12 protein-coding genes and 1 pseudogene are annotated in these 10,726 nt (G+C 66.0%); 3 read left to right on the plus strand and 10 right to left on the minus strand.

The window, feature by feature from the left end:
• Nucleotides 1-112 precede the first annotated feature (112 nt).
• The 8 genes from ASF32_RS18230 to ASF32_RS18265 all read right to left on the minus strand — a co-directional run bounded on the left by ASF32_RS18230 (nucleotide 113) and on the right by ASF32_RS18265 (nucleotide 7,314).
• Entirely contained in the window at nucleotides 113-1,177 is a 1,065-nt protein-coding gene (locus tag ASF32_RS18230) for a 30S ribosomal protein S2 (RefSeq protein ID WP_056431618.1), read from the minus strand.
• A 177-nt stretch (nucleotides 1,178-1,354) separates the two neighbouring features.
• Nucleotides 1,355-2,104 (minus strand): pseudouridine synthase, encoded by a 750-nt coding sequence (locus ASF32_RS18235; protein WP_056431529.1) that lies wholly within the window; start codon nucleotides 2,102-2,104, stop codon nucleotides 1,355-1,357.
• Between the two features lie 31 nt (nucleotides 2,105-2,135).
• Nucleotides 2,136-3,059 (minus strand): class I SAM-dependent methyltransferase, encoded by a 924-nt coding sequence (locus ASF32_RS18240; RefSeq protein WP_156467874.1) that lies wholly within the window; start codon nucleotides 3,057-3,059, stop codon nucleotides 2,136-2,138.
• Between the two features lie 359 nt (nucleotides 3,060-3,418).
• Entirely contained in the window at nucleotides 3,419-4,348 is a 930-nt protein-coding gene (era, locus tag ASF32_RS18245; protein ID WP_156467881.1) for a GTPase Era, read from the minus strand.
• Nucleotides 4,349-4,397: 49 nt separating this feature from the next.
• Nucleotides 4,398-5,210 (minus strand): ribonuclease III, encoded by an 813-nt coding sequence (gene rnc, locus ASF32_RS18250; RefSeq protein WP_056431536.1) that lies wholly within the window; start codon nucleotides 5,208-5,210, stop codon nucleotides 4,398-4,400.
• Nucleotides 5,211-5,221: 11 nt separating this feature from the next.
• Nucleotides 5,222-6,022, minus strand: coding sequence for a signal peptidase I (gene lepB / locus ASF32_RS18255; RefSeq protein WP_056431539.1), 801 nt, complete (start codon nucleotides 6,020-6,022; stop codon nucleotides 5,222-5,224).
• Nucleotides 6,023-6,082: 60 nt separating this feature from the next.
• The gene (gene acpS, locus ASF32_RS18260) at nucleotides 6,083-6,550 is read right to left on the minus strand and encodes a holo-ACP synthase (RefSeq protein WP_056431542.1); all 468 of its coding nucleotides are present in this window, start codon (nucleotides 6,548-6,550) and stop codon (nucleotides 6,083-6,085) included.
• Nucleotides 6,547-7,314, minus strand: coding sequence for a pyridoxine 5'-phosphate synthase (locus tag ASF32_RS18265; protein WP_056431545.1), 768 nt, complete (start codon nucleotides 7,312-7,314; stop codon nucleotides 6,547-6,549). Before ASF32_RS18265 ends, acpS begins: the two co-directional genes overlap by 4 nt.
• A 115-nt stretch (nucleotides 7,315-7,429) precedes the next feature.
• On the opposite strand from ASF32_RS18265, the gene ASF32_RS18270 reads away from it, so the two are divergent.
• The 3 genes from ASF32_RS18270 to ASF32_RS18280 all read left to right on the plus strand — a co-directional run bounded on the left by ASF32_RS18270 (nucleotide 7,430) and on the right by ASF32_RS18280 (nucleotide 8,946).
• On the plus strand, nucleotides 7,430-7,804 hold the full coding sequence (locus ASF32_RS18270) for a PH domain-containing protein (protein ID WP_056431548.1): 375 nt from the start codon (nucleotides 7,430-7,432) through the stop codon (nucleotides 7,802-7,804).
• Nucleotides 7,805-7,921: 117 nt separating this feature from the next.
• Nucleotides 7,922-8,185: a PepSY domain-containing protein gene (locus tag ASF32_RS18275; RefSeq protein ID WP_156467875.1), complete on the plus strand. Its 264-nt coding sequence runs from the start codon at nucleotides 7,922-7,924 to the stop codon at nucleotides 8,183-8,185.
• Nucleotides 8,186-8,280: 95 nt separating this feature from the next.
• On the plus strand, nucleotides 8,281-8,946 hold the full coding sequence (locus ASF32_RS18280) for an MgtC/SapB family protein (protein ID WP_082469942.1): 666 nt from the start codon (nucleotides 8,281-8,283) through the stop codon (nucleotides 8,944-8,946).
• Nucleotides 8,947-8,950: 4 nt separating this feature from the next.
• On the opposite strand, the gene ASF32_RS26660 is transcribed toward ASF32_RS18280, so the two are convergent.
• On the minus strand, nucleotides 8,951-9,700 hold a 750-nt coding region (locus ASF32_RS26660), incomplete at its 5' end, for a PQQ-binding-like beta-propeller repeat protein (RefSeq protein ID WP_244483678.1).
• 1 nt (nucleotide 9,701) lies between these two features.
• Nucleotides 9,702-10,726, minus strand: a pseudogene (locus tag ASF32_RS26665) (PQQ-dependent dehydrogenase, methanol/ethanol family); the annotation flags it as partial.

The following is a 10,726-nucleotide window of genomic DNA, read 5'->3' on the forward strand; positions in this document are numbered from 1 at the left end:
CCTCTCTTCGGGTCTGTCTCAAATGATAAAGGAGCCCGGCGCTAGGAGCGCCGGGCTTCGTGGATTGGTTCGACGTCATCGGCGGCATCCCGTCACCGGGATGCCTGAACGATCAGGCGGCGGCAGCAGCCTCGGCGAAGCCACGGGCCTGGTCGACCCAGCCATCGCGGCTGATGCGGCCGTTGAGCTTCAGATCGGCATCGACCTTGGCGACCTCGGCATCGGTCATCGCGGCGATCTGCCAGTAATGGTAGACGCCGGCATCGTTGAGCTTCTGGACGATCTGCGGTCCGGCGCCATGGAGCTTGGACAGGTCGTCCGGAGCGCCGCGGGGAGCCGAGAGCAGTTCGAAATGCTCGGTGGATTCCACCAGAGCGGCCACGTCGGCCGGATCGAGAGCGCCGGACTCGACCGAGAGAGCAGCCTCTTCCTCGGGAAGCTCTTCGGCAGTGGGAGCCTCGGAGGCACCGAGGTCGATGCCGCTGGAGCCCTGGCCGCGGGAGATACCGTCGATCGCGGCGCGGGCGATGAGGTCGCAATAGAGCGAGATCGCGCGGCCGGCATCGTCGTTCGCGGGCACGACATAGGTGATGCCGTCGGGGTTGCAGTTGGTGTCGACGATGGCCGCCACCGGGATCCCGAGGCGCTGGGCCTCCTTGATCGCGAGCTGCTCCTTGTTGGTGTCGATCACGAACAGCAGGTCGGGCACGCCGCCCATGTCCTTGATGCCGCCGAGAGCCTTCTCGAGCTTGTCCTTCTCACGGGACAGCATCAGGCGCTCTTTCTTGGTGAGGCCCTGACCGCCGCCTTCGAGGGTCTCGTCGACCTTGCGCAGACGGGCGATCGAGCCCGAAATGGTCTTCCAGTTGGTCAGCATGCCGCCGAGCCAGCGGGAATTGACGTAGTACTGCGCCGAACGCTTGGCGGCTTCCGCGATCGTGTCAGCGGCCTGACGCTTGGTGCCGACGAACAGCACACGGCCGCCCTTGGCGACGGTGTCGCTCACGGCCTGCAGGGCCTGGTGAAGGGCCGGGACGGTCTGGGCGAGATCGATGATGTGGATGTTGTTGCGGGTACCGAAGATGTAGGTCTGCATCTTCGGGTTCCAGCGGTGGGACTGGTGTCCGAAATGGGCGCCCGCTTCGAGGAGCTGACGCATCGTGAAATCAACGGCCATGATCGTTTTCTCTTCCGGTTGATGCCGCCGCGGAGGAAGCGACCGACCCTCGAAAGGGACGATCACCGGAAACGCCTCATTCAGGCATGAGGCCGGCTCCGCGTGTGGAATGGGCGGGGCCTTAGCAGAGGATATCCGCCGAGGCAAGGCTATGCGAAGGACATCGCAGGTATCGAATCAGGCAGCCGGCGCCTCGCCGAACAAGGCCGCGACATCCGCCTCGCTGAGGATGCGGTACGCTCCGGCCTCCAGGTCGGTCGGCAGGGTCATACCGCCGATCCGGTCTCGATGCAGGGCGGTGACGTGGTTGCCGAGCGCCGCGAACATGCGGCGGACCTGATGATAGCGGCCCTCGTGAAGGGTCACGACCACATGGGTCTCGTCCTCGACCTCCATCTCCACCGGCAGGAGGGGCTTGTCCTCTCCTTCGAGCAGCATCGATCCGCTCCCCAGCACCATGACCTCGTCGCCCTTGAGCGGACGGTCGAGGGCGACGCGGTAGCGCTTGGCGACCTTCGATTTCGGCGAGATCACCTTGTGCAGGAACGGCCCGTCATCGGTGAGCAACAGGAGACCCGAAGTCTCCTTGTCGAGGCGGCCGATAGTGGAGAGGGCCGGGTCACGCCGGCGCCAGCGCTCGGGAAGGAGCCCATAGACGAGGGGACCGGCCTCCTTGTGGGAGCATGTCACGCCGAGCGGCTTGTTCATCATCAGGGCGAGGCCCGGTGGCGGATCCAGGGGATCGCCGTCCACGACCATGCGCTGCGACAGATCCGGCGTCGCGGTGATGCGCTGACTGGCATCGCGCAGAGGCGCACCGTCGAGCACGACGAGGCCGGCCTTGGCGAGAAGGCCGATCTCCCTGCGCGAGCCGTATCCGAGATTCGCCAGCAGGCGATCGAGCCTCAGGCTCGGGCTCTTGCTCAACGACCGGTGCTCACTTCCAAGTTCCGTGGTTTCACTTGCGCGCTTCGTAGATCTTGTAGCCGCCGGCCGAGGCCTTGAGCGTGACATTCCTAAAGGCGGCGTTCAGCGGCGCCTCGTAGGGCAGATGCGCGTTGGCGGTGAGCCAGAGCGTGCCGCCGGGCCTCAGGGTCTCGGCGGCGCGGCGGATGAAGACCTCGCCGAGGAAACGGTCCTCGATCCCGCCATCGTGGAAGGGCGGGTTCATGACGACGAAGTCGAGGCGCTCCAGCACCACGTCGGCCGAACGGATATCGGCCCAGCGAATATCCGCGCGCGGGTCACCGACATTGCGGCGGGCCATCTCCACGGCGCGACGGTCGATGTCGATGAGGGTCAGCGCGGTCACACCCTGGGAGGCCAGGACGGCGCGGGCAAGGACGCCGATCCCGCAGCCGAAATCCGCACCCCGGCCCGAAAGCGACGGCAGGTTGGCCAGGAGCAAAGCGGTGCCCGGATCGAGTCGGTCCCAGGAGAAGACGCCGGGCTGCGTGCAGAGGGCGAGGTTGTCGATGTGACGCGGCGCGCCTTCCTGGATCACCTCGTCGAGGTCGATGATCGCGGCGGGCCGAGCGACCTCGCAGATCCGGTGATGCCGCTTGGCCGTCTCCGCCGGCTCACAGCCGAATTCCTTCAGCTCGCGGCCGAGACGGGCCCCACCCTTATCCTTCGGCGCAAGCGCGCGCAGGCGCCCACCCGGACGCAAGGCGCGCAAAGATAGTGACAAGGCATAGCGACGCTCGATCGTCCCCGCCGGGGCCAGCATGGTCACGCTCTCGAGGCTACCCTCGGCGATGTCCTCGAGGCGGACAGAACCGGGGATCAGCGGCGAGAGTTGGGCCGCCCCTGCGGATACGTCGGCCAGTTCGGGAGGAGGAGACCCATAGACAGCATCCGGGACAGTGGGAGCAGGCATCATTCATGGATCCGGCGCGACAGGGCGCGCGCCTCGAGAGTTGGGCGTTAAGAGGAAGGATATTGGGCGCCACGACTCGGAATCGAGTCCGGCTTCGCGATTGGTAGCCGGCGATGGCCCCGAAGAAAAGGTTATCTTCGCCAGATCCGATAAATTTACAAAATCGAGCGAATCGGTTGGCAACACCGTGTCAAGTCATTGCCAAGCTCTTCCATGCATAAACATCCCAAACAGGCCTCGTTCTTTAACCTGCGTTTCAAAAACGGCGACGCTGTGCGGAACGTTACTGCAAGTTATGCGGCAATGCAGCACGAAGCGGCTCTGGATACCTCGAACCGTATCGTGACGCACCAGCCCATCACCTATCCGCGCGGGAATTCGAGCCCCATCTCCCGATAGCGTGCCGGATCATCGGCCCAGTTCTCGCGCACCTTCACGTGCAGGAACAGGTGGACGGGTTGATCGGCCGCCTCGGCGATCTCGCGCCGGGCCGCCTGCCCAATCGCCTTGATGGTCTGGCCGCCCTTGCCGAGCACGATGGAGCGCTGGCTCTCGCGCTCCACGAAGATCGTCTGCTCGATCCGCACCGAACCATCGGTCTTCACCACCCATTGGTCGGTCTCGACGGTGGAGCGGTAGGGCAGCTCCTCGTGGAGCCGGTCATAGAGCTTCTCGCGCGTGATCTCGGCGGCGAGCATCCGGAGCGGAGCGTCCGACACCTGATCCTCCGGGTAGAGCCAGGGGCCGGGCTGCATCATCCCCGCCAGGGTCTTCCTCAGCGTGTCGATCCCGTCGCCGTTGAGCGCGGAGATCATGAACGTATGCGCGAAGGCGATGCGCTCGTTGAGCGAGGCGGCCAGGGCCAGCAGCCGGTCGCGCGGGATCAGGTCGATCTTGTTGAGGATCAGAGCCTTGGGTTGGCGCACCTCGGGCAAGCGGGCGAGGATCGCCTCGACCTCCTCGGTAACGCCCTTGCGGGCATCGACCAGCAGGCAGACCGCGTCGGCATCGGCGGCACCGCTCCAGGCGGAATGGACCATCGCCCGGTCGAGGCGGCGCTTGGGCGCGAAGATGCCGGGCGTGTCCACCAGGATGATCTGGGCACTGCCCTCCATGACGATGCCGCGCACGAGTGCCCGGGTCGTCTGGACCTTGCGCGAGACGATGGAGACCTTGGTGCCCACGAGGCTGTTGAGCAGGGTCGACTTGCCGGCATTGGGTACGCCGATCAGGGCGACGAAGCCCGCGCTCGAATCGGCCGGGATGACCGGCAGCGGCTTGATCTCGGGCATCGGGGCCTGCCGGGGCAGGTCGTCTTCGTCGTCAAAATCGTTGTGGTCGTCAGGCATCGGAGTCGCTTTCTTCACCGACGTCCGCCGACGTCTCCATTCCGTTCCGTGGGGTGACGCCGGCCTGAGGGCCCGTGCCGTGAACCTCGCGCTCGAGCACGAGGCGGGCGGCCTCCTGCTCGGCGAGGCGTTTCGAGGGGCCGGTGCCGTATCCGGGCTCGAGGCCCTCGACACGCGCGGCGATCCTGAAGACGGGGGCGTGGTCCGGGCCGGACCGCTCCACGACGTCGTAGACCGGGATCGGCAGGGCGCGCCCCATCGCCCATTCCTGCAAGGCGGATTTCGCGTCACGTCCGCGCGGTGCCGCCGTGTCGGTGCCGGGCGCGAAAGCCGTGGCCACGATGGCCTTCGCCGTCTCGTATCCGGCGTCGAGGAAGACCGCGCCGAGGATCGATTCGCAGGCATCGGCCAGGATCGTCTGGTTGCGGCGGCCGCCGCTCTGGATCTCCCCCGGGCCGAGGGCGAGATGGGGTCCGACATCCCAGGCCGTGGCGACCGAGGCACAGGTCTCCCGGCGCACGAGCCCGGCGAGACGCCGCGACAGGTCGCCTTCATCGGCCTGCGGGAAGGCTTCGTAGAGGAGGTCCGCAATGGCGAGGCCGAGCACCCGGTCTCCGAGAAATTCGAGGCGCTGGTAGCTTCCCACCCGTCCGCCACCGCCGGCCTTGCTGACATGGGTCAGGGCCAGCGACAGAAGGCTACGGTCGGCGAAGACGTGGCCGATCCGCTCTTCGAGCACGTTCAGGCCGGGCTTGGGTCGCGGTGCGCGACGCGCCCGGCTGGAAGGACGCGTCTCCTCACTCACGGTCGATCGTCCTAATGGATGCTGCTGAAGATGCGGCCCCACCGCACCTTCGCCGGCCATTGCCAAATCTGCCAGGCCGGGGTGCCCTCGTCGATGGAGAAGAAGATCATCTCGGCGCGGCCGACGAAATTCTCGAACGGGACGAAGCCGACATTGGCGAGGTCGCGCGAATCCGTGGAATTGTCGCGGTTGTCGCCCATCATGAAGTAACGGCCGGGCGGCACGAGATAGGGCTCGGTGTTGTCCCAGTAGCCGTTATCGCCCTCGCGCTCGATCACCTGATGCACCACGCCATTCGGCAGGGTCTCGGTATATTGCTCGACCTTCGTTTCCTCGCCGTACGGACCGGTGGTCTCGTAGGGGGCGATGCGCTCACGCTTCACTGCCACGTCGTTGATGTAGAGAATGCCGGCCTTCATCTGGATCTTGTCGCCGGGCAGGCCGATGACGCGCTTGATGTAGTCGGTGGCATTGTCCTTCGGCAGTTTGAATACGGCGATGTCGCCGCGCTTGGGCTCCGCCGCCCAGATCCGGCCATCGGCCTTGAACGGCAGGTACTCGCTCAAGGGTAGCGAGTACTTCGAATATCCGTAGGAGTACTTGGACACGAACAGGTAGTCGCCCACGAGAAGCGTCGGAACCAGCGATCCCGAAGGAATGTTGAATGGCTGGAAGAGCAGCGTGCGCACAACGAGGGCGATCAGCAGCGCCTGGACGCCGACCTTGACCGTCTCCTTGATGCTCGCCCAGGCGCCCGTATCGGCCGCCCTCAGGTCTCGCTTCGTCTGGTGATCCACGCGCGCTCGTTCCATCTGTCTGCAATCTCCGGCTCGACGCGCGAACCCGATCGACTGTCGGTGATGACCGGCGGTCTAGACCATGCCGTCGGGAGCCGCAACGCGAGCAGTGGCCGGCTCAGCATCCGCCATCGGGGACGGCAGCGAGGAGGGCAAGGCCTCGATGATCACGAATGCTTGCGCCATGGGCGGATCGTCGGTGAGCGTCACGTGGATCTTGGCCGTGTGCCCGGCGGGAATCAGCGCCCGCAGACGCTCCGCCGCGCCCCCGGTGAGGCGCAGGGTCGGTGCCCCTCCCGGCAGGCTCACCACCTCCATGTCGCGCCAGAAAACACCGTGGCTCATGCCGGTGCCGAGTGCCTTGGCACAGGCCTCCTTGGCGGCGAAGCGCCTCGCATAGGACGGGGCGCGGGCGGCGCGACGATCCGACTTGGCGCGCTCGCCATCGGTATAGACCCGATGAGTGAAGCGCTCGCCGTAGCGCTCGAGGGACCGTTCGATCCGGCGGATGTCGCAGAGGTCCGAGCCGATGCCGACGATCATGCCGTGATCCCCGTCCGGGCCCGACCCATGGCGGCGCGCATGTCGCGGATCGCCTGAGCCAGCCCGTGAAAGATCGCCTCGCCGATGAGCGAGTGGCCGATATTGAGTTCGGCGAGTTGCGGCAGCGCCGCCACCGGACCGACGCTGTCGAGAGCGAGACCATGGCCCGCATGGACTTCGAGGCCGATTCCGGAGCCATAGGCGGCGGCCCGCGCGATGCGGGCGAGCTCATGCGCGACCCGTGCGCCGTCGCCCTCGGCGACCGCTTCGCAATAGCTTCCCGTATGAAGCTCGACCACCGGCGCCTCCAGGCGGAGCGCCGCGTCCATCACCGCCTCGTCGGGCTCGACGAAGAGCGAGACGCGGATCCCGGCACTCGACAGGGCGGCGATCCGGGGCGCGAGATGGGCCGCCTGTCCGACGATGTCGAGGCCGCCCTCGGTGGTGCGCTCTTCGCGCTTCTCTGGAACGAGGCAGGAGGCGTGCGGCCGCAGGCGGGTGGCGATCCCCACCATCTCGTCGGTGGCCGCCATCTCGAAATTGAGCGGCACCGAGAGCCGCGCCATCAGCGCCTCGATATCGGTGTCGCGGATATGCCGGCGGTCCTCGCGTAGATGCGCGGTGATGCCGTCCGCCCCGGCTTCGACGGCCAGTAGGGCGGCAGCGACGGGATCGGGATGGATGCCGCCGCGAGCGTTACGCACGGTGGCGACGTGGTCGATGTTCACGCCGAGGCGAAGGGGAACAGGTACTTTGGCGGACATCAGGTAACTCCGGACGGCAGGCGCGTCCCGCGACGAAGGACGACCGGCAGCCGATGCGCACGGCCGTTTCGTCCCTAGATAGGGGTCAGGCGGCATTTTCGGGATAGGCGGCGCAATGGGAATTCTCGACGGGCTCTTCGGCCATGGCAGCGACCTCTCCCCGCAGGAGGTGCACGAGGCGCTCGGCGGCGTTCTCACCCAGGGCGAGACGGTGCAGGTGGCGTTCCGGGTGATCCGCGACCTCATCGTCTTCACCGACCGGCGGCTGATCCTGGTGGACAAGCAGGGCATGACCGGGCGCAAGGTCACCTACATGACCGTGCCCTACCGGGCGATCACCTGTTTCTCGGTGGAGACGGCGGGCAGTTTCGACTTCGATTCGGAATTGGCGATCTGGGTCTCGGGAAGGCCCGAGCCGATCCGGAAGACGCTCAAGCGCGGCGCCGACATCCTCGGCATCCAGCAGGCCATCGCCGCCTCCCTCAGGTGATTCCTTCTTCGGGTGATCCATCTCTCTGGCGATTCTTCTCCGGAACCGGAAAACCCGTGTGGGTGTTTGCCCTTAGACGGCAAACAAAACCGCACAGAAGAAACCCCGGAGGAACCCATGAGAGCCCTGAAACCCGCACTCCTCGCACTTCTCCTGACCGCCGGATCCACCGGCATTGCCCTTGCGGACAAGCCCGGCGCGGACTGGATGCCGGCCGAGCAGGTCAAGCAGAAGCTGATGGCGGCCGGCTATACCGACATCACCGAGTTTGAGGCGGATGACGGCCATTGGGAGGGCGAGGGCATGAAGAACGGTGTGAAGATGGAATTCCACGCCGATCCGAAGACCGGCGCCATCATTTCCGAGAAGCCCGACAAATAGGTCTTTCGACAGGTGAATAGGGACGGCGGCAGGATTGTCGCCGTCCGCGTCTCTGCTTAGGAGCGACCGACTGGCTCTGAGCGGATGGACAGCGCGTGATCGGCAATTTCGAGATCCTGGGCCGTCTCCTCCTCGCGGCGCTGCTCGGCAGCGCCGTGGGTTTCGAGCGTGAGCGCCACGTCTGGGCGGCGGGTATGCGGACGCATATGCTCGTCTGCGTCGGCTCCTGCCTGATCGTCATCGTCTCGGCCTTCGGCTTTTCCGACATCCTCGGCACCCCGAACGTCAACCTCGATCCCTCCCGCATGGCGGCGCAGGTCGTTTCCGGCATCGGCTTCCTCGGCGCCGGTACGATCATGCTGCGCGGGGAGATGGTGAAGGGTCTCACCACTGCGGCCGGGCTCTGGGCCGTGGCCGCCATCGGCCTCGCTGCGGGAACCGGCCTCTATGTGGCGGCGACCGCCACGACCGTCATCGTGCTGCTGATCCTCGCTGGGATGAAGCCCCTGGAGAAGCGCTACCGCGAGCGGGCGCAGACGCGGACCCTCACCATCACGGCCAAGCGCGGGGTGATCACCATCGAGTCCCTGCGAACGATGTCCGGTCCCTTCGCCTCCCGCCTCGTACAATTCGTGGCGCAGCCGACGGAGGAGGACGGCATCGATACGATCGAGGTGTCCTACGTGCATATCCCGGATAAGAGCTTCGACGAGATCGTGACCGCGCTCCGGGCACGCGAGGGCGTGACGAGCGTCTCGTGAGACGTCAGCCCCGCGATTCGGGCAGGGCGAAGACAGTGAGCTGGCCGCCCAGCGCCGTGTATCGCGACAGGCCGGCATAGCCGCCCACCGCGCCGGCTCCGTCCGCCGGATCGGTGAGGCCAGCGGCGAGCCCGATCCCTGCCCAGCCGCCGACGCCCGAGAGCACGGCGACGTATTGCCTACCGCGATGGAGGTAGGTCGTCACGTTGCCGATGATGCCCGACGGCGTCTTGAACCGGTAGAGTTCGCGGCCCGTGCGCGCATCGACGGCCTTCAGGTATCCTTCCAGCGTTCCGTAGAACACCACGTCGCCGGCCGTGGCGAGGGCGCCTGACCAGACCGAGAACGGCTCGGTGTTCGACCAGACGATCTTTCCCCCGGTGCCGTCCCAGGCGATGAAACGCCCGGTCTCCGGACCGCTCTCATGCGGCTGGAGCGTGACGGTGGCGCCGACATAGGGAATGCCGGGGGTGTAGCTCACCTGGAACGGCTCGCAGCTCATGCAGATGTGGTTGGTAGGCACGTAGAACAGGTGCGTGTCGGGCGAATAGGCGGCGGGCTGCTCGTTCTTGGCGCCGATGGCACCGGGGCAGATCCCCACGGTGGTCTCGTCCTCGCCCTTGGCTTCCGGCGAGTAGCGCGGATCGACCAGGGGACGACCGTAGGTCTTGGAGCCCTTGTCCATGTCGACCTTGGAAGCCCAGTTCACCACCGGATCGAACTTCTCGGCGACCAGGAGCTCGCCGGTGGCGCGNCGACCGTAGGTCTTGGAGCCCTTGTCCATGTCGACCTTGGAAGCCCAGTTCACCACCGGATCGAACTTCTCGGCGACCAGGAGCTCGCCGGTGGCGCGATCGAGGGTGTAGCCGAAGCCGTTACGATCGAAGTGGGTGAGGAGCGGACGATCCTTACCATCGATCTTCTGATCCGTGAGGATCATCTCGTTGATGCCGTCGTAGTCCCACTCGTCGTGCGGGGTCATCTGGTAGACCCACTTGGCCGCACCCGTGTCGGGGTTACGTGCCCAGATGGTCATCGACCACTTGTTGTCGCCCGGACGCTGCTTGGGGTTCCAGGTCGAGGGGTTGCCCGAGCCGTAATACATCAGGTCGAGCTTGGGATCGTAGGAGAACCAGCCCCAGGTGCAGCCGCCGCCCGTCTTCCACTGATCGCCTTCCCAGGTCTTCAGCGAGGAATCCTTGCCGACCGGCTTGCCGAGAGACGTCGTCTTCTCCGGGTCCATGATCATGTCGGCGTCGGGGCCCTGGGAGTAGCCGCGCCACACCTTCTTGCCCGACTTCGAGTCGTAGGCGGTGACGTGGCAGTTCACGCCGAACTCGCCGCCGGAGATGCCGACGATGATCTTGTCCTTGACCGGCAGAACCGTCGCGGTGTTGGTCTCACCCTTCTTGGGGTCGCCGTTGACGACGGACCAGTTCACCTTGCCGGACTTGGCGTCGAGCGAGACGACGGTGGTGTCGGCCTGGTGCAGGATGATCGCGCCGTCGGCATAGGCGAGACCACGGTTGACCGTGTCACAGCACATCACCGGGATGACGCTCGGGTCCTGCTTGGGCTCGTACTTCCAGACGATCACGCCGTCCTTGTCGAGGTCCAGGGCGTAGACGATGTTCGGGAAGGGGGTGTGCACGTACATCATGTTGCCGATGACGAGCGGCGAGCCTTCGTGGCCGCGCAGGACACCGGTCGAGAACGTCCAGGCCACCTGCAGCTGCTTAACGTTGCTGGCATTGATCTGGTCGAGCTTCGAATAGCGCGT

Origin of the sequence: Methylobacterium sp. Leaf91 (genome assembly GCF_001422815.1) — a bacterium.
Taxonomy (GTDB): Bacteria; Pseudomonadota; Alphaproteobacteria; order Rhizobiales; family Beijerinckiaceae; genus Methylobacterium.

What these genes read in the sequence shown, in the direction of transcription:
- ASF32_RS18230 (WP_056431618.1), bottom strand. Translation starts at nt 1,177, where the DNA reads ATGGCCGTTGATTTCACGATGCGTCAGCTCCTCGAAGCGGGCGCCCAT.
- ASF32_RS18240 (WP_156467874.1), bottom strand. Translation starts at nt 3,059, where the DNA reads ATGATGCCTGCTCCCACTGTCCCGGATGCTGTCTATGGGTCTCCTCCT.
- era (WP_156467881.1), bottom strand. Translation starts at nt 4,348, where the DNA reads ATGCCCGAGATCAAGCCGCTGCCGGTCATCCCGGCCGATTCGAGCGCG.
- lepB (WP_056431539.1), bottom strand. Translation starts at nt 6,022, where the DNA reads ATGGAACGAGCGCGCGTGGATCACCAGACGAAGCGAGACCTGAGGGCG.
- acpS (WP_056431542.1), bottom strand. Translation starts at nt 6,550, where the DNA reads ATGATCGTCGGCATCGGCTCGGACCTCTGCGACATCCGCCGGATCGAA.
- ASF32_RS18265 (WP_056431545.1), bottom strand. Translation starts at nt 7,314, where the DNA reads ATGTCCGCCAAAGTACCTGTTCCCCTTCGCCTCGGCGTGAACATCGAC.
- ASF32_RS18270 (WP_056431548.1), top strand. Translation starts at nt 7,430, where the DNA reads ATGGGAATTCTCGACGGGCTCTTCGGCCATGGCAGCGACCTCTCCCCG.
- ASF32_RS18275 (WP_156467875.1), top strand. Translation starts at nt 7,922, where the DNA reads ATGAGAGCCCTGAAACCCGCACTCCTCGCACTTCTCCTGACCGCCGGA.